Source organism: [Enterobacter] lignolyticus SCF1, assembly GCF_000164865.1.
GTDB classification, from domain to species: Bacteria; Pseudomonadota; Gammaproteobacteria; order Enterobacterales; family Enterobacteriaceae; genus Enterobacter_B; species Enterobacter_B lignolyticus.
Window position 1 is genome coordinate 3,184,076 of record NC_014618.1, and the last position, 21,889, is coordinate 3,205,964.

Here is a 21,889-nt window from a genome sequence, read left to right on the forward strand (position 1 = left end):
ATGGTCGCAGGAGTAAATTTGATGGATTTTAATGCCGGACTGATGCCGCTTGAAACGGCGCTCGCGGAGATGCTTGCGCGGGTCGCGCCGCTGACCGATACGGAAACCCTGCCGCTGGCGCAGGCCTTTGGCCGCGTCACGGCCCGGGAGGTCGTTTCGCCGCTGGACGTGCCGGGTTTTGATAACTCGGCGATGGACGGTTACGCGGTACGCCTGGCCGATGCGCAGAGCGATAAGCCGCTGCCGGTCGCCGGTAAAGCCTTCGCCGGACAGCCCTTCTCCGGCGAGTGGCCGGCAGGCACCTGCGTGCGCATCATGACCGGCGCGCCGGTGCCCGTCGGCTGCGACGCCGTCGTGATGCAGGAAGAGACTGAACAGAGCGACGCCGGCGTGCGCTTTACCGCCAGCGTCCAGCCAGGACAAAACATTCGCCTGCGCGGTGAGGATATTGCCGCCGACAGCGTGGTCTTCCCGCGCGGCACCCGCCTGACCGTAGCGGAGCTGCCGGTGCTGGCCTCGCTCGGCATCGCCGACGTCGAGGTGGTACGCAAAACCCGCGTGGCGGTGTTCTCGACCGGCGACGAGCTGCAGCTGCCGGGCAGGCCGCTGGCAGCCGGACAGATTTACGATACCAACCGCCTTGCCGTACACCTGATGCTGGAGCAGCTCGGCTGCGAGGTGATTAATCTCGGCATTATCCCCGACTCCCCGGAACAGCTGCGCGAGGCGTTTATCCGCGCCGATGCGCAGGCCGATGTGGTGATAAGCTCCGGCGGCGTTTCGGTGGGCGAAGCGGATTACACCAAAGCGATTCTGGAAGAGCTGGGGGAAATCGCCTTCTGGAAGCTGGCCATCAAGCCCGGCAAGCCGTTCGCTTTCGGCAGGCTCAGGCACAGCTGGTTCTGCGGCCTGCCGGGCAACCCGGTCTCTGCGGCGCTGACGTTTTATCAGCTGGTGCAGCCGCTGCTGGCGACGCTGAGCGGCAATCCGGCCTCCGGCGTGGCGCCGCGACTGCGGGTGCGCGCCGCCACGCGGCTGAAAAAATCGCCGGGGCGTCTCGACTTCCAGCGCGGCATTCTCGCGCGCAACGCCGAAGGCGACCTGAGCGTCTCGACGACCGGTCATCAGGGCTCGCACATTTTCAGCTCCTTTAGCCAGGGCAACTGCTTTATCGTGCTGGAGCGCGACCGCGGCAACGTTGAAGTGGGCGAATGGGTCGAAGTGGAGCCGTTTAATCCGCTGTTCGGAGGCCTGTGATGACGGAGGCGCTGAGCGACCAGGAGATGCTGCGCTACAACCGGCAAATCATCCTGCGGGGGTTTGATTTTGACGGTCAGGAGGCGCTCAAGGCCGCGCGCGTTCTGGTGGTCGGGCTCGGCGGGCTCGGCTGCGCCGCCGCGCAGTATCTGGCGGCGGCGGGCGTCGGCGCCATGACGCTGCTCGACTTCGACACCGTCTCGCTCTCTAACCTGCAGCGCCAGACGCTGCACAGCGAAGCGACCCTCGGCCAGCCGAAAGTCGACTCGGCGCGCGCGGCGCTCAGCGCCATCAACCCGCACGTGAAGCTTACCTGCATCAACGCGCTGTTAGACGACGACGGGCTGGCGGCGGAAATCGCCGCCCACGATCTGGTGCTCGACTGTACCGACAACGTGCAGATCCGCAACCAGCTCAACGCCGGCTGTTTTCAGCACAAGACGCCGCTGGTTTCCGGCGCCGCGATCCGCATGGAGGGTCAGATCAGCGTCTTCCGCTACGCCGACGGCGAGCCGTGCTACCGCTGTCTGAGCCGCCTGTTCGGCGAGAATGCGCTGACCTGCGTCGAAGCGGGCGTGATGGCGCCGCTGGTCGGGGTGATAGGTTCGCTGCAGGCGATGGAAGCTATCAAGCTGCTGAGCGGGTACGGCACCCCGGCGGCGGGAAAAATCGTGATGTATGACGCGATGACCTGTCAGTTCCGGGAGATGAAGCTGATGCGCAATCCAAATTGCGACATCTGCGGCCAATAAAAAAGCCGGGTGGCGCTTACGCTTACCCGGCAACAGCGTTAAATCGACGTTCTGCCAAATGCCCCCAGCCAGTCCTGCTCAAACTTCGCGACCGCCGCATCTACCGCCGGTGAAGTCATAAACTGCTGCGCCACATCCAGCGGCAGCGTGATCGACTCGCAGCCCGCCAGCAGACAATCCAGCGCCTGACGCGGCGTCTTGAAGCTCGCGGCCAGCACCTTCGACTGCGGCGCATGCAGCGTCAGCAGTTGCTGCAGCTCCATCACCGTCTGAATACCATCGCCGCCCTGCGCATCCACGCGGTTAACGTAAGGCGCTACGTACTCCGCCCCGGCCAGCGCCGAAAGCATGCCCTGCGCCGCGCCGTACACCGCGGTGCCCAGCGTCGGGATCCCTTCGGCCTTCAGCATTTTGATTGCCGCCAGCCCTTCTGCGGTGACGGGCACTTTCACCACCAGATTACTGACGATAGCCCGCAGCTTACGCGCGTCCTCAACCATCCCTTCGGCGGTCGTTGCCATCACCTGGGCAAACAGACGGCCCTTACCGCCCAGCGCCTCATGAAGCTCCGGCAACAGGACATCCAGCGGCTTTTTACCTGCCGCGACAATGCTGGGGTTGGTCGTCACCCCCGCCAGCGGGAACACGCGCGCCAATGTTTTCACTGCCGCCACGTCGGACGTATCAAGATAGAGTTCCATGGTCATTCCTCAAACTGTGAGATTCTGCATGCTTTAACCCTACCATAGCAAAACCTCTCACTTAGTTGACTCACGTCAAGATAACTTTCATTCGAAAGTAATTTAATCTTTATACGAAAGAAATGAGGTGAGCTATGATCTTCAATATTCAGCGCTACTCCACCCATGACGGCCCCGGTATTCGCACCGTGGTCTTCATGAAAGGCTGCTCGCTGGGCTGCCGCTGGTGCCAGAACCCGGAAAGCCGCGCCCGAACGGAGGATGTGCTCCTCGACCCGCGCCTGTGCCTCGACGGCTGCAGTCTGTGCCAGAAGGCGGCGCCCGGCGTTATCGAGCGCGCGCTGAATGGGGTCATCATCCACCGCGAAAAGCTAAACGAAACGCATATTACCGCGCTCAGAGAGTGCTGCCCAACCCAGGCGTTGACCGTCTGCGGCGAAGAAAAAAGCGTCGATGAAATAATGGCGACCGTGCTGCGCGATAAGCCGTTCTACGATCGCAGCGGCGGCGGTCTGACCCTCTCCGGCGGCGAGCCGTTCATGAACCCCACGCTTGCCATTGCGCTGCTAAAAGCCAGCCACGACGCAGGTATTCATACCGCCGTGGAGACCTGCCTGCACGTGCCGTGGCGCTATATTGAACCGGCGCTACCCTATATCGACCTGTTTCTTGCCGACCTTAAGCACGTCGATCCCGCGGTGTTCCGGCAATGGACGGACGGTTCAGCGAAGCGGGTGCTCGATAACCTCCGGCGCATCGCCGCTGCCGGTAAGCCAATGACCATCCGCGTGCCGCTGATTCAGGGATTTAACGCCGATGAAGCGTCGATCCGCGCCATTACCGCGTTCGCCGCCGATGAACTGCACGCGCAGGATATTCACTTTTTACCGTATCACACGCTGGGCATGAATAAATACAACCTGCTCGGCCTTCCCTATTCCGCCCCTGACAAGCCGCTCAATGCCCCGGAACTGCTGGACGCTGCCCAGCGCATCGCCCGGGAAAAAGGGCTGACCGCGACCTTACGAGGATAACATCATGACCACGCTGATTCTTGATAAACTGACCGACCGCATTAAGGCGCATAAAAACGCGCTGGTGCATATTGTAAAACCGCCGGTGTGCACCGAGCGCGCAAAGCACTATACCGACATGTATCAGCAGCACATGGACAAGCCTGTCCCGGTACGCCGCGCGCTGGCGCTGGCGCATCACCTGGCCGAGCGAACCATCTGGATCAAGCATGACGAGCTCATCATCGGCAACCAGGCAAGCGAAGTGCGCGCCGCGCCCATCTTCCCGGAATACACCGTCAGCTGGATAGAAAAAGAGATTGACGATCTCGCCGATCGCCCGGGCGCCGGTTTCTCCGTCAGTGAGGAAAATAAGCGCGTGCTGCATGAGGTATGCCCATGGTGGCGCGGACAAACCGTACAGGACCGCTGCTACGGCATGTTTACCGACGAGCAAAAGGCGCTGCTGGCGACCGGCATCATCAAAGCCGAAGGCAATATGACCTCCGGCGATGCGCACCTGGCGGTGAACTTCCCGCTGCTGCTGGAGAAAGGGCTCGACGGCCTGCGCGAGAAAGTCGCCGAGCGCCGCTCGCGCATTAACCTGACGGTGCTGGACGATCTGCACGGCGAGCAGTTCCTGAAGGGCATTGATATCGTACTGGAGGCCGTCAGCCTGCACATCACCCGCTTTGCCGACCTCGCCCGCGCGATGGCCGCCGACGAAGCGCGCAAAGCCCGCCGCGATGAGCTGCTGGCGATGGTGGAAAACTGCGACATCATCGCCCACGAGCCGCCGAAAACCTTCTGGCAGGCGCTGCAGCTGTGCTACTTCATCCAGCTGATTCTGCAGATTGAATCCAACGGCCACTCGGTGTCGTTTGGCCGAATGGATCAGTACCTGTATCCGTACTACCGCCGCGACGTCGAGCTCGATCAATCGCTCGATCGCGAACACGCCATCGAGCTGCTGCACAGCTGCTGGCTGAAGCTGCTGGAGGTGAACAAAATTCGCTCCGGCTCGCACTCGAAAGCCTCCGCCGGCAGCCCGCTGTACCAGAACGTCACTATCGGCGGCCAGCGGCTGGTGGACGGCAAGCCGCAGGACGCCGTCAACCCGCTTTCTTACGCTATTCTGGAGTCCTGCGGCCGCCTGCGCTCGACCCAGCCGAACCTGAGCGTGCGCTACCATGCCGGGATGAGCAACGACTTCCTCGACGCCTGCGTGCAGGTGATCCGCTGCGGCTTCGGCATGCCGGCCTTCAACAACGATGAAATCGTCATTCCGGAATTCATCAAGCTGGGCGTTGAGCCGCAGGACGCTTACGACTACGCGGCTATCGGCTGTATCGAAACCGCCGTCGGCGGTAAATGGGGCTATCGCTGCACCGGGATGAGCTTTATCAACTTCGCCCGCGTGATGCTGGCGGCGCTGGAAGGCGGACGCGACGCCACCAGCGGCGAGATTTTCCTGCCGCAGGCGAAAGCGCTGTCGGCGGGCAACTTCACGGGCTTCGACGAGGTGATGGCGGCGTGGGACACGCAGATCCGCTACTACACCCGTAAGTCGATTGAGATTGAATATGTGGTCGACACCATGCTGGAGGAGAACGTGCACGATATTCTCTGCTCGGCGCTGGTCGACGACTGCATCGAGCGGGCGAAGAGCATCAAGCAGGGCGGCGCGAAGTACGACTGGGTTTCCGGCCTGCAGGTCGGGATCGCCAACCTCGGCAACAGCCTCGCGGCGGTAAAAAAACTGGTCTTCGAACAGGGCGCTATCGGCCAGCAGCAGCTGGCGGCGGCGCTGGCCGATGATTTTGACGGCCTGACCCACGAACAGCTGCGCCAGCGCCTGATCAACGGCGCGCCGAAGTACGGCAACGACGATGACAGCGTTGACGCTCTGCTGGTTCGCGCCTATCAGACCTATATCGATGAGCTCAGGCAGTACCACAACCCGCGCTACGGTCGCGGCCCGATTGGCGGCAATTACTACGCCGGGACCTCGTCCATTTCCGCAAACGTGCCGTTTGGCGCCGCCACCATGGCCACGCCGGACGGCCGTAAGGCCAGAACGCCGCTGGCGGAAGGCGCAAGCCCGGCCTCCGGCACCGACCACCTGGGGCCGACGGCGGTTATTGGCTCTGTCGGTAAGCTGCCGACGTCGGCTATCCTCGGCGGCGTGCTGCTCAACCAGAAGCTGAACCCGGCGACGCTGGATAACGACAGCGACCGCCAGAAGCTGATGGCGCTGCTGCGCACCTTCTTTGAGGTGCATAAGGGCTGGCATATCCAGTACAACATCGTCTCGCGCGAAACGCTGCTGGACGCGAAAAAACATCCGGACCAGTATCGCGATCTGGTGGTGCGCGTGGCGGGATACTCGGCCTTCTTCACCGCGCTGTCCCCGGATGCGCAGGACGATATCATCGCCCGTACGGAGCACACGCTGTAGTCCGTCGGCCCGGCAGCCACGCTTGCCGGGCCGATCGTTAAGTCCTTCTGTAGGCCGGGTAAGGCGCAATCGCCTCCTGGCTTTCGTACTTTCATTCGAAATAAATTTGTGAATCCCATCACCTTGTAATTAGAATGTTGCTGGTCGCAGTCACAGCCAGGAGCCTTCGTATGACCGTTAAAGTTATCGTCACCGACATGGACGGAACTTTTCTTAATGATGCCAAGCAGTACCACCGTGAACGCTTTTTGGCGCAGTTCGAACAGTTAACGCAGCGCGGCATTGAATTCGTCGTCGCCAGCGGCAACCAGTACTACCAGCTTATCTCCTTCTTTCCCGACATCCGCGATCGCATCTCCTTTGTGGCGGAGAACGGCGCGCTGGTGTACATGCACGGGCAGGAGCTGTTCCACGGCGAGCTGACGCGCCATGAATCCCAGATTGTCATCGGCGAACTGCTGAAAGACCCGCAGCTCAACTTCGTGGCCTGCGGTCTGGAAAGCGCGTACATCAGCGACCGCGCGCCGGAAGCGTTCGTGGCGCTGATGGCAAAGCACTACCACCGCCTGCAGCGCGTCGCCAGCTACGGCGAGATTAACGACAAGCTGTTTAAATTCTCGCTGAACCTGCCGGACAGCGATATTCCGCAGCTTATCGATAAACTCCACGTCTCGCTCGACGGCATTATGAAGCCGGTGACCAGCGGTTTCGGCTTCGTCGACCTGATTATCCCCGGCCTGCATAAGGCCAACGGCATCAGCCGCCTGCTCAAGCGCTGGCAGCTGTCGCCGCAGCAGTGCGTGGCGATTGGCGACAGCGGCAACGACGCGGAGATGCTCAGGCTGGTGAAATACGCGTTCGCCATGGGCAACGCGGGGCAAAGCATTAAGGATATCGCCCGCTACCAGACCGATGACAACAACCACGACGGCGCGCTGAACGTCATTCAGGCCGTACTGGATAACGCCTCTCCGTTCGACATCTGACCCTGCCCGCCGGGGCTTACGCTCCGGCAGCCTCCTTATTTCTCGCGATTGTGCTTTCATCAGATCTTTTAACTTGCATTAACCTAATTTTAACTTAAAGTAGCATTTGCAAGTTAAATCACTTTCGAATGAAAGATTGAGAGGTCATCATGGCGCTTACCTTTACCCACGACACCCTGCCCGCCGATCACAAAGCGGCGATCCGTGAAATGAAAACGATCCTGCGCGCGCAGATTGGCGACGTACAGGCGGTATTTGACAAGCTGACAACCCATATCGAATCCCGGCTGGCAGAAATCGACCGCCTGAAAGCGGCGGGTGACCCGGTATGGCCGGTGATTCCGTTTGCCGACCTCGCCGGTGGCCACGTCACCGAAGCGCAGCGCGAGGCGGTAAAACGTCGCGGATGCGCGGTTATCAAAGGCCACTTTCCCCGCGAACAGGCGCTGGGTTGGGACAGCGCTATGCTGCAGTATCTCGATGACAACCATTTTGACGATGTCTATAAAGGGCCTGGTGATAACTTTTTCGGTACCCTGACGGCATCCCGCCCGGAAATCTATCCGATCTACTGGTCCCAGGCGCAGATGCAGGCGCGACAAAGCGACGAGATGGCGACGGTGCAGTCATTCCTCAACCGCCTGTGGCGCTTCGAGGCCGACGGTAAACGGTGGTTTGACCCGGACGTCAGCGTGATTTACCCGGACCGCATCCGCCGCCGCCCGCCGGGAACCACCTCGAAAGGACTGGGCGCGCACACCGACTCCGGCGCGCTGGAACGCTGGCTGCTGCCAGCCTATCAGCAGGTGTTCAAAAACGTCTTTAACGGCGATATCGCCCGCTACGATCCGTGGGATGCCGCCCACCGCACGGACGTCGAAGAGTACACCGTGGATAACACCACCAAATGTTCGGTATTCCGCACCTTCCAGGGCTGGACAGCGCTGTCGGATATGATCCCACATCAGGGATTGCTGCACGTGGTGCCTATCCCGGAAGCGATGGCTTATATCCTGCTGCGCCCTCTGCTGGACGATGTGCCGGAGGACGAACTTTGCGGCGTGGCGCCGGGCCGCGTTCTGCCGGTTTCCGAGCAGTGGCACCCGCTGCTTATCCGCGCGCTAACCTCCATTCCGGCGCTGGAGGCGGGGGACTCGGTCTGGTGGCATTGCGACGTGATTCATTCCGTGGCGCCGGTCGCCGACCAGCAGGGCTGGGGGAATGTGATGTACATTCCGGCCGCCCCGATGTGCGATAAAAACCGGGCCTATGCCCACAAGGTCAGGGCCGCGCTGGAAAAAGGCGCGTCTCCTGGCGACTTCCCGCGCGAGGACTATGAGGCTGACTGGCAGGGGCGATTCACCCTTGCCGACCTTAACCACCACGGCAAACGTGCGTTAGGTATGGACGCTTAGTCGTCGTAAAGCCCTTCCCCCTGAACGGCGGTGCGTCGGTTGCCCGGGCGTATCCGCCGCACCGAATCCCTCACCGCCAACTCGCCGTGCAGCAGCAGCGAACCGCACGGCGCCTGCGGGCGGATCAGCCGCTGCTGCAGCATATGCACCGCTTCGGTTCCCAGCTCGTCGCGCGGGACATGCACCGCCGTCAGCGGCACATCCTGGATGGCCGCGAGGTTAAAGCCGTCGATGCTCATGACCGACACATCCTGCGGTACCCGCAGGCCGCGCTGCTGCAGGGCGTTAATCGTCCCCGCCGCCATAAAATCGCCGCCGACCAGAAATGCGGTCGGCAGCGGCTTGCCCTTTTGCGCGTCCAGCCAGTGACCGACGCTTTCTTCCGTTTCCCGGGCGCTGAAGCTCGGCACGGTAATGAGATCCCGGGCGTCCAGAAAGCGCAGGTTCTGCGCGCGCCAGGCCTCTTTAATCCCCACCAGCCGAAGATCCATGGTGTAGCGACGCAGGCACATCACGTTCATCACCGCCCGGTGCCCCATCGCAAACAGGTAGCGGGCGGCGCACTGGCCGATCAGCCGGTGATCCGGCGCAATCGACGGCAGGCGCATGTGTTCATCGCGACAGTTGATCAGCACGCAGGGCTTGGCGAAATCAGCGGCCAGCGTGTGGATATGGGGGTCGTCGATGCCGAGCAGCACCGCCGCCTGGGTCTCCGCCTCGTTCATTCGCGCCAGAAACAGGTTCGCGTCGCTGTCGTTTTCCTCCAGCGCGCAGTAGCGCAACCGCACCTCATGAGCCGAGAGCGCTTTGTTGATGCTCTGGATCACGCGATAGTAAAAGATGTCGGACCGCTCGTCGAAGGCCCGCTGCGGCGCAAAGACCACCAGGCTGTTGAGCAGCATGCGCCCCGCCGCCATGCCGTCCATTACGCCCAGTTCGCGCGCGCACGCCAACACCCGTTTGCGCGCCCTTTCGCTGGTATTCGCTTTCCCCGCCAGCACGCGCGATACGGTGCTGGCCGACAGCCCGGTACGCCCGGCGATTTCGGCGATTTTTAGCTTTTTGTCCAAATTGTGATCTGTCTCCATTTTGAAAATGAAAGAATTTTCACAGCAAATTTTGGCTGTTAATACGGCCTGCAAAACAATATTACCGCAGCATATCGCCACACTATGAAAAAAATTACATAAATTGGACTACTGCCCGCCTTTTTTCTGTCTTAACCTGAATTGGCCTGACAGCTTCCATACTAGTTATCTGGAAGATAATTAAAATAAAACCAATAAGTTTCAATGAAATAAAAAAACTGGTGTGACAACTTCTGGATCGGGTTGGTCATTATTACCTCCTACAAACCGTCTTCTGGAGATTTCTATGAGCCAAGGCGTTAACAACAATATGACGGTCAGCAAAACCCGTCGGGTAGTGAAAAACCTGCGCTGGTGGGTGCTTATTCTTTTCTTACTCGGGGTGACCGTTAACTACATCACGCGCAACTCGCTGGGTATTCTGGCGCCGGAGCTGAAAACCAGCCTTGGCATCACCACCGAGCAGTATTCGTGGATCGTCGGCGCGTTTCAGCTCGCCTATACCCTCTTCCAGCCGCTTTGCGGATGGCTGATTGACGTCATCGGTCTGAAGCTCGGCTTTATGATTTGCGCGGTACTGTGGGCCATCGCCTGTATCGCCCATGCCGGGGCGGGAAACTGGCTGCATCTGGCCCTCCTGCGCTTCTTTATGGGCGGCGCGGAAGCCGCCGCAACGCCCGCTAACGCCAAAACGATAGGCGAGTGGTTCCCGAAATCAGAACGCCCTGTCGCTGCGGGCTGGGCGGGCGTTGGCTTTTCCATCGGCGCGATGCTGGCGCCGCCAATTATCTATTTTGCCCACGCCTCTTTCGGCTGGCAGGGCGCGTTTATGTTTACCGGCGTGCTGGCGCTGGTGTGGGTCGTCCTGTGGTGGGCGTTTTACCACAATCCGGAAAAACACCCGAACCTGAGCGAGGACGAGCTGAGCTATATCAAGCAGGACCACGAACCGCCTGCGGTGAAGCTGCCCTTCCTGACCGCGCTGAAAACCGTCTCGAAAAATAAACGCTTCTACGGTATCGCCATCCCGGCATTTATGGCCGAACCCGCCTGGGCCGTGCTGAGCTTCTGGGTGCCGCTGTATCTGGCAAAAGAGCACGGCATGGATCTGAAGCAGATCGCCATGTTCGCCTGGCTGCCGTTTCTCGCCGCCGATCTCGGCAGCATCGCCAGCGGCTATTTGACCAAACTCTATACCCGCCTGTTCGGCTGCTCGCGCGTGAATTCGGTTATCGCCAGCTCCGTCACAGGCGCATTCCTGATGATCTCGCTGGCCATCGTCGCCATTACCCGCGATCCGTACATCACCATCATCCTTATCTCCATCGGCGGTTTTGGCCACCAGATCATCTCCTGCATGCTGAGCGCGCTGGTGGTGGAGTCCTTCGATAAAGGCCAGATGGCGACGGTTAACGGTATGCGCGGCTCGGCGGCGTGGATCGCCAGCTTCCTGTTTTCGCTGTTAATCGGGGTGACCGCCGACAAGATAGGCTTCAACCCGCTGTTTATCGCCATGGGCTTCTTTGACCTGATTGGCGCCTTTTTCCTGGTTGCATTTATCGCTGAACGCCGCGCCACGCGCGCCTGAGAGTGGAAGTAGAAAATGAAGACGCTTAAACACTGGAGTTTTGAAAAACAGTCGGCTCATCACGTCGAGCTGCTGGTCGACGTGCAGCACACGCTGTGCCTGTATGTGCTCGAAGACAACCTGTTCCGCGTGCTGCTCAAACGCAAAGGCGGGCTGGCGCTGGACAGAACCTGGAGCATTGCGCCCGCGCAGGACGTGCCGTGGCAAGGCCGCTCCCGCGACGATCTCAGCGGTTTCACCCTGCCAGGCTGGACGCTGGAAAAGCGGGATGACGGTCTGAGTATCGCCACCTCGCAGCTGCGGGTCACCGTCCACCAGCCGCTATGGCTGGAATGGCACTACCGCGACGCGGCGGGCGAATGGCAGTTCCTGACCCGCGACCGCCCGACCAGCGCCTATCTGCAAAACGCGCACGGCGACGGCGTCGCGCACTATATGAGCCGCCGCAGGGATGAGCGCTTCTACGGCCTGGGCGAGAAAGCAGGCGACCTGCAGCGTACCGGTAAGCGCTACGAGATGCGCAACCTCGACGCCATGGGCTATAACGCCGTCAGCACCGACCCGCTGTACAAGCATATTCCGTTCACCATCGCCCGCTGCGATGAGGTGAGCTACGGTCTGTTCTACGATAACCTCAGCAGCAGCTGGCTGGACCTGGGTAACGAGATCGATAACTACCACACCGCCTACCGTCGCTGGCAGGCGGAAGCGGGCGATATCGATTACTACATCTTCACCGGCAAACGGGTGCTGGACGTCACCAAAGCGTTTGTCCGCCTGACCGGCAAGACGCTGTTCGGACCGAAATGGAGCCTCGGCTACAGCGGCTCGACCATGCACTACACCGACGCGCCGGACGCCCAGAACCAGCTGATGCACTTTATTCGCCTGTGCCAGGAACACGCGATTCCGTGCGACTCGTTCCAGCTCTCCTCCGGCTACACCTCGATTAACGGCAAGCGCTACGTCTTTAACTGGAACTACGACAAGGTGCCGCAGCCGAAGGTGATGAGCCAGGCATTTCACGACGCGGGGCTGAAGCTGGCCGCCAATATTAAGCCGTGCCTGCTGCAGGACCATCCGCGCTATCAGGACGTGGCCAGCCGCGGGCTATTCATTCGCGATTCCGAATCCGATGCGCCGGAACGTTCCAGCTTCTGGGATGACGAAGGTTCGCACCTCGACTTCACCAACCCGGAGACCGTGGCCTGGTGGCAGGACGGCGTCACCAGCCAGCTGCTGGAAATGGGCATCGACGCGACCTGGAACGACAACAACGAGTTCGAAGTGTGGGACGGCGAGGCGCGCTGCCATGGATTCGGCAACGCGATCGCCATCAAGCATATTCGCCCGGTAATGCCGCTGCTGATGATGCGGGCCTCGATGGAGGCGCAGCAGCGCTTTGCGCCGGACAAACGCCCGTACCTGATCTCCCGTTCCGGCTGCGCCGGGATGCAGCGCTACGTGCAGACCTGGAGCGGCGATAACCGCACCAGTTGGGATACCTTGCGCTATAACACCCGCATGGGCGTCGGCATGAGTCTGTCTGGGCTGTTTAACGTCGGTCACGATGTCGGCGGGTTTTCCGGCGATAAGCCGGACGCCGAGCTGTTCGTACGCTGGGTGCAAAACGGCGTAATGCATCCGCGCTTTACCATTCACTCCTGGAACGACGACCAGACCGTCAACGAGCCGTGGATGTATCCGGCCATCACCCCGGCGATTCGCAGCGCCATTGAACTGCGCTACCGCCTGCTGCCGTATCTGTACACCCTGCTGTGGCAGGCGCACGCCGACGATGAGCCAATGCTGCGCCCGACGTTCCTCGATCATGAGCATGATGCGCAAACCTTCGAGGAGTGCGACGACTTCCTGCTGGGGCGCGATATCCTGGTGGCAAGCGTAGTGGAACCAGGACAGCGCCGGCGCCGGGTCTGGCTGCCGGATAACGAAACCGGCTGGTACGATTTTTATACGCACGCGTGGCACTCCGGCGGCCAGTGGATAACCGTCGATGCGCCGCTGGAAAAACTGCCGCTGCTGGTGCGCGCGGGGGCCGGTCTGCCGCAGAGCGAGCGTATTACCCACGTGTCCGCTGAAAAAGACGATACCCGCGCGCTGCAACTGTTCCCGGTGAAAGGCGTCGGCCGTACGTCCGGCCTGCTGTTTGAGGATGACGGCGAAAGCTGGGGTTATCAGCACGGCAATGCGCTGTGGGTGGAATGGGAAATGGTGTGTGACAGCGCCACCATCAACCTGAAGGTCAACGCGCGCGGGGACTATCGTCCGGCGTGGAAAGCCCTGAAGGTGTCATTACCGGCGGGGGAAAAACGCAGGCTGCTGGTGAACGGGATTGAAGGGGGCGAGTGGGTGATTTAGTGCGGCCTGATGCCCTCACCCTAACCCTCTCCCACCGGGAGAGGGGATAGAACGTAGGCCGGGTAAGGCGAAGCCGCCACCCGGCTTTTTTAATTGTCGATACCTTTGCTGCGCAGATAATCTTCGTAGTTGCCGCTGAAGTCCACCACGCGCTCTGGCGTAATCTCAATGACGCGGGTCGCCAGCGATGAAACGAACTCACGGTCGTGAGAAACGAAGACCAGCGTACCCTGATACAGCTCCAGCGCCATGTTCAGCGATTCAATGGATTCCATATCCAGGTGGTTGGTCGGTTCGTCCATCACCAGAATGTTCGGTTTTTCCATCATCAGCTTGCCGAACAGCATACGGCCCTTCTCACCGCCGGAAAGCACTTTCGCCGGTTTCTTGATATCGTCCTGGCTGAACAGCAGACGGCCAAGGATGCTGCGTACCGCCTGCTCGTCGTCGCCTTCCTGCTTCCACTGGCTCATCCAGTCGAAAACGGTCAGGTCATTTTCGAATTCGTACTCATGATCCTGCGCATAGTAGCCAATCTGTGCGTTTTCAGACCATTTCACGGTACCGTTATCCGGCGTCAGCTCGCCCACCAGCGTTTTCAGCATGGTGGATTTACCCACGCCGTTAGCGCCGAGAATGGCAATCTTTTCGCCCACTTCCAGCAGCAGGTTGAAGTTTTTGAACAGCGGGCCTTCATCGAACCCTTTGGCCAGCGCCTCCACTTCCAGCGCGTTGCGGAACAGCTTTTTGTCCTGCTCAAAGCGGATGAACGGGTTCTGGCGGCTGGAGGCTTTCACCTCTTCGAGCTTAATCTTGTCAATCTGACGGGCGCGCGAGGTTGCCTGACGGGATTTCGAGGCGTTGGCGCTAAAGCGGCTGACGAACGACTGCAGGTCGGCAATCTGCGCCTTTTTCTTGGCGTTATCGGCCAGCAGGCGTTCGCGCGCCTGGGTCGCGGCGGTCATGTACTCATCGTAGTTGCCCGGATAGACGCGCAGCTCGCCGTAGTCGAGATCCGCCATGTGGGTGCAGACCATATTCAGGAAGTGGCGGTCGTGCGAAATGATGATCATGGTGCTGTCACGATCGTTCAGCGTCTGCTCCAGCCAGCGGATGGTGTCGATATCCAGGTTGTTGGTTGGTTCATCGAGCAGCAGAATGTCCGGGTTCGAGAACAGCGCCTGCGCCAGAAGCACGCGCAGTTTCCAGCCTGGCGCCACTTCGCTCATCGGGCCGTAGTGTTGTTCAACCGGAATCCCCACGCCCAGCAGCAGTTCGCCGGCGCGCGCTTCGGCGGAATAACCGTCCATTTCACCGTATTTCACTTCCAGATCGGCCACCTTGTAGCCATCCTCTTCGCTCATTTCGGCGAGGCCGTAAATGCGGTCGCGCTCCTGCTTCACTTCCCACAGTTCGCCGTGGCCCATAATCACGGTATCCAGAACGGTGAAGGCTTCGAACGCGAACTGATCCTGACGCAGCTTGCCGATGCGCTCATTAGGATCGAGGGAAACGTTGCCCAGCGTCGGTTCTAAATCGCCGCCGAGGATTTTCATAAAGGTGGATTTACCGCTGCCGTTGGCGCCAATCAGGCCGTAACGGTTGCCGCCGCCAAATTTAACGGAGATGTTTTCAAACAGCGGCTTACTGCCGAATTGCATGGTAACGTTGCTGGTAACTAACACGGGCATATCCTGAAAGATGTGACAAACGCCGTATTTTGCCACAGTTCTGAATTAAAATCGCCCCGCCTTTCGCGCGGCTATACTGACAGTAACGCGAAAAAAGTGTGATTTAATCCACATCTGATTTCCCTGTTGGAAGGAATGCACATATAATGCGCTCCCATCTAACGCCCGATTTAACCACCAACAGCCTGTAAGGCTCTGATACTTCACTTAACATGAAAATGAAACTATCGATGTTTTTTGCGGCGGCGTTCGCCGTAGTGGGCTTTTGCAATAGTGCATCAGCCGTCACTTACCCGCTACCGACAGATGGCAGTCGTCTGATTGGTCAGAACCAGGTGATCACCATCCCGGAAGATAACAAGCAGCCGCTGGAGTACTTTGCTGCCGAGTATCAGATGGGTCTGTCCAACATGACCGAAGCCAATCCGGGCATCGATGTGTATCTGCCGAAGGGCGGTAGCGTGCTGAACATTCCGCAGCAGCTGATCCTGCCGGACACGCCGCATGAAGGTATCGTCATCAACAGCGCCGAAATGCGCCTGTACTACTACCCGAAAGGCACCAACACGGTAATCGTGCTGCCGATCGGTATCGGCCAGTTGGGCAAAGATACGCCGATCAACTGGACAACCGCAGTAGAGCGTAAGAAAGCAGGCCCGACCTGGACGCCGACGGCGAAAATGCATGCGGAATATATTGCCGCAGGCAATCCGCTGCCGTCCGTTGTTCCTGCCGGCCCGGATAACCCGATGGGCCTGTACGCGCTGTACATTGGCCGTCTGTACGCTATTCACGGCACCAACGCCAACTTCGGTATCGGTCTGCGCGTAAGCCACGGCTGCGTGCGCCTGCGTAACGATGACATCAAATTCCTGTTCCAGAACGTGCCGGTCGGCACCCGCGTACAGTTTATTGATGAAGCGGTGAAAGCCACCACGGAGCCGGACGGCAGTCGCTATATTGAAGTTCACAACCCGCTGTCCACCACTGAAGCCCAGTTCACCGGCGGTGAAACCGTGCCGGTAACGCTGAACAAGACGGTGCAGGCCGTGACCGGTCAGGCCGACGTTGACCAGAACGTGCTGAATCAGGCCGTCCAGAACCGCTCCGGTATGCCGGTACGTCTGAATTAATACTCAATATATGTAACGTAATATTAAATACCTCGGATTTTTCCGGGGTATTTTTTTGTTTATTTATATTTAATTGTAAGAATAAATAACAAATAAACAGGTGCTTTGCACGCTAACGCAAAGATAGGTAAATTCTCAACCTGGTGCACATTATAAAGGAACACTTCGTGCGGTGCTTCGGTTACAATCTACAATGTAAATGATAGTCTTACGATCTAATACAAGAGGAAAAATCCACTTTTGCGGATTATGTCAGGTTTCAGGGCAGCAGGCAGGTACGAGATGATCAGCATTAATTTAACCACCACAAAATCGCGCCTGTATCTGTGCTCGCAAACCGTCTGGTCTCTGGCTAATCAGTCTGTGCCTGTAGATAAAATCGTCGTATGGGTTTCCCGGGAAGCCTACCTCAGCGATGAAGGCATTCGTGAAGAACCCGCCTGGGCTGAAAAAATCCGCAAATCGGGTACCAACGTGGTTTTTGAATGGGTCAAAAATACCGGCCCCTACCGCAAGCTTTTCCCCGCGCTGCATGCGGCAATGCCGGATGACATTCTGATCTATGCCGATGACGACGCAATTTATAATGAACAGTGGACCGAAAGTCTGCTGAATGATTTTTATCAGCACAACCAGCAGTACGTTGTCGCCGCGCGCGTAAGAAAAATAGTAAAGAAGAAAAATAACCTTCTTGATACCTATCGCAAGTTTCCACTGATTCGTACATCTGGTGTGGTAGATAGCGACTATATTATTACGGGCCTCGGCGGTGTGGTATTAAAAAAGTCGCATATTAAGCAGACTTATCTTAATAACGAAGATTACCTGACGGTATGTCCACGTGCCGATGATATTTGGATCAGTAAGCTTTTCCTGCTATCTCAAGCCTCTGTCTACGTTTCAGCGCAAACTATTCAATATGTTCGCGAGCTCGAGCACGACTATGGTCTGTCGCGAGTGAATACCAGTAAAATAAAATATTCACCTATCCGTAAATTAGGCTCGCTGTTTCGCAGCAATAAAATTGCGGCGCGCTGCCTGAACGATTTCTATATAAAAGAAACGGACAGCTATTTTGAGATTCTGACTGAGGTATAAACCTCAGCCGTTATTCACAATCACAATGCCGCCGTGATCGTAACGGTAATGGCAGTGCGCATACTCCAGCGGCGTGCCGTCCTCCAGATAAATCACCTGCTCCACCTCCAGTACCGGGTCACTGTCGCTGCAGATAAGATGCTGCTGGTCCAGCGCATCCGGTTTGATTGCGCGCACCACCCGATAAGAGCCCATAATTTTCAGCCCCACGCTCTCCTGCACGTAGCGGAACACCGAGCTTTCGAGGTGGCTTTTATTCAGGCCCGGCACCAGATTGACCGGCATGACGGTGGCATCCAGCGACACCGGCTCGTCGTTTAATAACCGCAGGCGCACGAAGTCGTACACCGGCGCATCCGCATTGATAAGCAGCGACGACTGCTCTTTTTCGCTGGGGAAACGCAGCTCAAAGCGGATAACCCGGCTGGCGACCGTCCCCAGATGCTCCCAGGTTTTGGTCGCGCCGAAGTAGTCGCTGCCGGCAAGATCCCACTGTGAGAGCTGCAGAAAATTCTTGCGCACAAAAGTGCCCTGCCCCTGGCGGGTGTAAATCAGCCCTTCAACGATAAGCTGGCGCATCGCCTGCTGGATGGTCATCCTGCTGGTCTGAAACTCGGCCGCCAGCGCAAACTGGTCGGGCAATGGCTCGGTTGCGGGATACCGCTGGCTGATAATGCGTTTCTTAATTTCGCGCGCAATCGTCAGATACTTCGCCGCCATTGCCCCTTCCTTCTTTTACTTGGTTATCCCATTGTTTTTAATGCCTGTCTCGCAGAAACGTGGCGAAAAGGCAGGTAGAAGAATACACCAAAGAGGATGATTATCAACTGAGCCGCCGGACCGCGAACCCAGCTGAACGCGGTTCGACAGCGGCACCTTACAGCGCTTCGCCGTTGCTGTGAATCGCCCGTTTTAACCACGCGTAGCTCTTCTTCGGCACGCGCTTAAGATCTTTCAGGTCATGGTTTTCGCGGTTAACGTAAACCACGCCGTAGCGCTTACGCATATCGCCCTGTGAGCTGAGAATGTCGATAAGCCCCCAGCCGAGATAGCCGATAACCTGAGCGCCATCCTCAAACATGGCGTCCTTCATGGCGTTGATATGATCGCGGTGGTACGCAATGCGGTAATCATCCTCCACCGGATTAACGCCATCCCAGCGCTCAATCACCCCGATGCCGTTCTCGATGGGGAACACCGGCAGCCGCCAGTCGTTGTAATAGCGGGTGATAATGGTGCGAAAACCCAGCGGATCTATCTGCCAGCTCCATTCGGTCGCCTGCAGATACGGGTTGCGTTTATCGCCATACAGCATGTAGTTGTTGACTGCGGTATCGGGTGGAATCGCGTCGCTGTCGAGAGATCTGCTGGCATAGTAGCTAAACGCAAGATAGTCGTTTTTGATCTGCGCCAGTAGCGCCAGATCCTCATCGCGATACAGGCAGCGGAAACCTTCGCGCTCGACCAGCGCCATGACCTCTGGGCTGTATCCTTCGCCAGCGAATACCCGCAGCAGGTTCTGGTTAAAGAATTCATCGACCTGCTGGGCGCAAAAGATGTCCCGCGGCTTACAGGTCGCCGGGTAGACCAGCGCATGCGCCAGCATGCCGCCCATCAGCTGTCCCGGCTTGTGCTGATGCAGATAATCGGTCAGATGGGCGTGGGCCATCATCACGTGGTGCTGGATGGCGTAAAGGTCGCGCAGGGTTTGTTCTCCGCGCATATAACCGGAAATACGAAACGCCTCCGGCATGTGGTAAAGGTTCTGTTCGTTAAAGGTCAGCCACCATTTCACTTTGTCGCCGTAGCAGTCGATCATCTTCTGGCCGTAGCGGACAAACGCCTCCATGACCCGGCGATCGGTAAAACCGTTGTAGGTTTGTGCAAGGTGCAGCGGCATATCGAAGTGGTACAGGCAGATCATCGGTTCAATGCCGCGGGCGATCAGGTCGTCGATGAAGCGGTGATAAAATGCGATACCCTCTTCATTGAACTCACCGTCGCCGGTCGGACAGACGCGGCTCCAGGATATCTGAAAGCGGTAGCAGTTCATCCCGAGATCTTTCATCAGGTCGAAATCCTGCTGATAGCGGTGGTACGAATCGGTGGCCACCTTCCAGTCGGAGGTAAACTCGCCGGGTTCGCGAATATCGTAGACCGACATTCCCTTTCCTCCCTCATTCCACGCGCCTTCGGTCTGCATACTGGAAACCGAGTTGCCCCATAAAAATCCTGCTGGCAATGCGTTCATTCTGTCGCCCCTCCATATGACTAGTCATCTGCATTTAATGACTAGTCATATAAACAAAAATGACGGCGCAGGCAAAGACATTGTGCGGGATGTGTGAGCAGTTTCGAAAAGAGAAAGCCGGTTTTGCCGATATTCAGGCTCGCGGCAGGGCGAGCCTGGCCCTAACGAAGGCAGACGAGCAGCAGATACCCTACCGTGGCAGCCCACAGCAGCATCGGTAACGAATAGAGGTGAAAACGCCACCAGATGCGGCGGTCGTTAGCCATGCGAAGCGCTATCAGGTTCGCAAGCGACCCCGGCAGCAGGCCGAACCCGCCAACGTTGACCGCCCATGCCAGCAGCAGGGAAGGAGAAACATAGTTCAGCAGCAGGATAGTTGATGGCACATTGCTTATCACCTGCGACAGCCCAATCGCCGTCAGCCACAGCCGGACGTCGCCATACTGGCCGATACCGCCCAGCAGCGTCTGCAGCAGGGAAAGCCGGGTGAGCAGATAGACATCAATGAACATCGCCATAAAGACCAGCAGCAGCGTCCAGTCGACGCTGAACACCACTTTTCTTTCCAGCGCCAGGAAGCCTGCCACCAGCAGAGCCAGCCCCCAAAGCTCCAGGCGGAGCTCCAGCGCCAGCAGAAAAATAAGGTAGAAAGCCAGACAGCACCCTACCAGCTTCGGCTGCCAGGGCGGCGTACGGTCGGCGCTCTGGTAGTGCAGCGCTTTTGCCGGAAAGCAAAGCCAACACAGCGCGACCAGGGTCAGCACCATCGCCAGCGCCAGCGGCGCCATCTGCCAGCTGAAGGCGGTAAACGACAGCCCGGAGCGTCCCCAGAGTAAAATGTTTTGCGGGTTGCCGATCGGCGTCAGCAGCGATCCGGCATTCACGGCCAGGGCTTCAAAGATAATCAGCCGGTTGATCGGTATCGCACACCATTTCTTGAGGGTAATGGTTAACGGCACCACGATAAACAGCGCCACGTCGTTGGTCAGAAACGTCGACAACAGCGCCGCGGCGAGCAGCAGAAACAGCGCCAGCTGGCGTTCGGTAACGAAACGCCGCACCATTTTCCGTCCCACGACGTCAAAATAGCCGCTCAGCTCAACGCCTTTGGTGAGCAGCATCAGGCCGCTCAGGGTCACGATGGTATGCCAGTCGATGGCGGTCAGCCATGCAGCGGGATGAAACGGCTGCCAGACGCTGAGCAGTACGCCCGTCAGCACCAGCAGATGCAAAAAGCGGTCATGGAGTAACGACCGCACAAACGGCAGCGTCATGGCGATTATTGGTCAGCGGCGAGGGTGAACTGGCGAAAACGCTCAAGCGTCTCTCCGCTGACGTGGTGCTCCATCCCCTCGGCGTCCCGGCGGGCAATCTCCGGGCTCACGCCGATCGCCAGTAAGAAGTTTTCCACTATCTGATGACGCTCGCGGCTTTCCTGCGCCAGCTTTTCGCCTTCCGGGGTCAGGAAGACGCCGCGCCAGGGAATCTGCTCGATAAGCCCTACGCCGGCAAGTCGCTTGAGCATTTTGGCGACGGTAGGCTGCGAAACGCCTAAACGCGCCGCCATATCCACCTGGCGCGCTTCACCCACTTCGCGGATAAGATCGGAAATCAGCTCAACGTAATCATCAATCAGTTCGCGGCGATGCGCTTCGCGCACCTGGCGAAAACCTTCGACATGCTCTTCGACATTCACTAATTGCGTCACTTTTTTTATTCCTGGCGTGCCCGGGCGACGGCTCATTATGCTTCCTCATCATGGTGACGCGTCAAAGCATCTTATAAAGGTACCCCCATTGTAAAGGATTGGGCTCAGAGCACAAAAATTTAACGTTTTAGCCATAGCTATATAATATAGCCTATGCTATATCTGTATGTAATACGAACATTCCTTCACGGAACGAAGGAGCAGAAAGGTTCAGGAGGCCCTATGAACGAACTGAAGAGGTGCTTACGCGTGTTTAGCCATTCTCCCTTTAAGGTACGCCTGATGCTGGTCAACATGCTGTGCGACATCATCAACGGCAAACCGCAGCAAAATAAGCCATCCCACTAATGCGGCGTCGCGGTACGCCGCTT

The 21,889-nt window shown here is 58.4% G+C and carries 18 protein-coding genes; 11 read left to right on the forward strand and 7 right to left on the reverse strand.

Annotation, left to right across the window (positions count from 1 at the left end):
- The first annotated feature begins 21 nt into the window (after positions 1-21).
- Both moeA and moeB read left to right on the forward strand, forming a co-directional pair.
- Positions 22-1,257 carry a molybdopterin molybdotransferase MoeA gene (moeA, locus tag ENTCL_RS14850; RefSeq protein ID WP_013366966.1) on the forward strand — a complete coding sequence of 412 codons (1,236 nt, stop codon included), beginning with the start codon at positions 22-24 and terminating at the stop codon, positions 1,255-1,257.
- On the forward strand, positions 1,257-2,009 hold the full coding sequence (gene moeB, locus ENTCL_RS14855; protein ID WP_013366967.1) for a molybdopterin-synthase adenylyltransferase MoeB: 753 nt from the start codon (positions 1,257-1,259) through the stop codon (positions 2,007-2,009). The genes moeA and moeB overlap by 1 nt, the downstream gene beginning before the upstream one ends.
- Before the next feature lie 38 nt (positions 2,010-2,047).
- On the opposite strand, the gene fsa is transcribed toward moeB, so the two are convergent.
- Positions 2,048-2,710, reverse strand: a complete 663-nt coding sequence (fsa, locus tag ENTCL_RS14860) for a fructose-6-phosphate aldolase (protein WP_013366968.1) — start codon at positions 2,708-2,710, stop codon at positions 2,048-2,050.
- A gap of 134 nt (positions 2,711-2,844) precedes the next feature.
- Between fsa and ENTCL_RS14865 the strand changes: the two genes are divergently transcribed.
- The 4 genes from ENTCL_RS14865 (at position 2,845) to ENTCL_RS14880 (ending at position 8,582) form a co-directional block, all read left to right on the forward strand.
- A complete protein-coding gene (locus ENTCL_RS14865; protein WP_013366969.1) occupies positions 2,845-3,744 on the forward strand; it encodes a glycyl-radical enzyme activating protein in 900 nt (299 codons plus the stop codon).
- Between the two features lie 4 nt (positions 3,745-3,748).
- Positions 3,749-6,181 carry a formate C-acetyltransferase/glycerol dehydratase family glycyl radical enzyme gene (locus ENTCL_RS14870; protein ID WP_013366970.1) on the forward strand — a complete coding sequence of 811 codons (2,433 nt, stop codon included), beginning with the start codon at positions 3,749-3,751 and terminating at the stop codon, positions 6,179-6,181.
- 170 nt (positions 6,182-6,351) lie between these two features.
- Complete coding sequence (locus tag ENTCL_RS14875) at positions 6,352-7,167, forward strand: Cof-type HAD-IIB family hydrolase (RefSeq protein WP_013366971.1); 816 nt, start codon at positions 6,352-6,354, stop codon at positions 7,165-7,167.
- 149 nt (positions 7,168-7,316) lie between these two features.
- On the forward strand, positions 7,317-8,582 hold the full coding sequence (locus ENTCL_RS14880) for a DUF1479 domain-containing protein (protein ID WP_013366972.1): 1,266 nt from the start codon (positions 7,317-7,319) through the stop codon (positions 8,580-8,582).
- Here the strand turns inward: ENTCL_RS14880 and ENTCL_RS14885 are convergent.
- Positions 8,579-9,670 carry a LacI family DNA-binding transcriptional regulator gene (locus ENTCL_RS14885; protein ID WP_013366973.1) on the reverse strand — a complete coding sequence of 364 codons (1,092 nt, stop codon included), beginning with the start codon at positions 9,668-9,670 and terminating at the stop codon, positions 8,579-8,581. The two genes, ENTCL_RS14880 and ENTCL_RS14885, sit on opposite strands and share 4 nt — an antisense overlap.
- A gap of 286 nt (positions 9,671-9,956) precedes the next feature.
- Between ENTCL_RS14885 and ENTCL_RS14890 the strand changes: the two genes are divergently transcribed.
- On the forward strand, positions 9,957-11,258 hold the full coding sequence (locus ENTCL_RS14890) for an MFS transporter (RefSeq protein WP_013366974.1): 1,302 nt from the start codon (positions 9,957-9,959) through the stop codon (positions 11,256-11,258).
- Positions 11,259-11,273: 15 nt separating this feature from the next.
- Positions 11,274-13,637 carry a glycoside hydrolase family 31 protein gene (locus ENTCL_RS14895; RefSeq protein WP_013366975.1) on the forward strand — a complete coding sequence of 788 codons (2,364 nt, stop codon included), beginning with the start codon at positions 11,274-11,276 and terminating at the stop codon, positions 13,635-13,637.
- Positions 13,638-13,726: 89 nt separating this feature from the next.
- On the opposite strand, the gene ENTCL_RS14900 is transcribed toward ENTCL_RS14895, so the two are convergent.
- Positions 13,727-15,322, reverse strand: coding sequence for an ABC-F family ATPase (locus ENTCL_RS14900; RefSeq protein ID WP_013366976.1), 1,596 nt, complete (start codon positions 15,320-15,322; stop codon positions 13,727-13,729).
- Between the two features lie 218 nt (positions 15,323-15,540).
- On the opposite strand from ENTCL_RS14900, the gene ldtB reads away from it, so the two are divergent.
- Positions 15,541-16,461 carry a L,D-transpeptidase gene (gene ldtB / locus ENTCL_RS14905; RefSeq protein ID WP_125451939.1) on the forward strand — a complete coding sequence of 307 codons (921 nt, stop codon included), beginning with the start codon at positions 15,541-15,543 and terminating at the stop codon, positions 16,459-16,461.
- 282 nt (positions 16,462-16,743) lie between these two features.
- Positions 16,744-17,559: a glycosyltransferase gene (locus tag ENTCL_RS22435; RefSeq protein ID WP_013366978.1), complete on the forward strand. Its 816-nt coding sequence runs from the start codon at positions 16,744-16,746 to the stop codon at positions 17,557-17,559.
- 3 nt (positions 17,560-17,562) lie between these two features.
- On the opposite strand, the gene ENTCL_RS14915 is transcribed toward ENTCL_RS22435, so the two are convergent.
- The 4 genes from ENTCL_RS14915 to mntR form a co-directional block, all read right to left on the reverse strand.
- Positions 17,563-18,279 carry a GntR family transcriptional regulator gene (locus tag ENTCL_RS14915; protein ID WP_013366979.1) on the reverse strand — a complete coding sequence of 239 codons (717 nt, stop codon included), beginning with the start codon at positions 18,277-18,279 and terminating at the stop codon, positions 17,563-17,565.
- A 157-nt stretch (positions 18,280-18,436) separates the two neighbouring features.
- The gene (locus ENTCL_RS14920) at positions 18,437-19,810 is read right to left on the reverse strand and encodes a glycoside hydrolase family 1 protein (RefSeq protein ID WP_013366980.1); all 1,374 of its coding nucleotides are present in this window, start codon (positions 19,808-19,810) and stop codon (positions 18,437-18,439) included.
- A 161-nt stretch (positions 19,811-19,971) separates the two neighbouring features.
- On the reverse strand, positions 19,972-21,084 hold the full coding sequence (locus ENTCL_RS14925) for an SLC13 family permease (RefSeq protein ID WP_013366981.1): 1,113 nt from the start codon (positions 21,082-21,084) through the stop codon (positions 19,972-19,974).
- A 5-nt stretch (positions 21,085-21,089) separates the two neighbouring features.
- Positions 21,090-21,554 carry a manganese-binding transcriptional regulator MntR gene (gene mntR, locus ENTCL_RS14930; RefSeq protein ID WP_013366982.1) on the reverse strand — a complete coding sequence of 155 codons (465 nt, stop codon included), beginning with the start codon at positions 21,552-21,554 and terminating at the stop codon, positions 21,090-21,092.
- Positions 21,555-21,740: 186 nt separating this feature from the next.
- Between mntR and mntS the strand changes: the two genes are divergently transcribed.
- Positions 21,741-21,866 (forward strand): manganase accumulation protein MntS, encoded by a 126-nt coding sequence (gene mntS / locus ENTCL_RS14935; RefSeq protein WP_013366983.1) that lies wholly within the window; start codon positions 21,741-21,743, stop codon positions 21,864-21,866.
- The last annotated feature ends 23 nt before the right edge of the window (positions 21,867-21,889 follow it).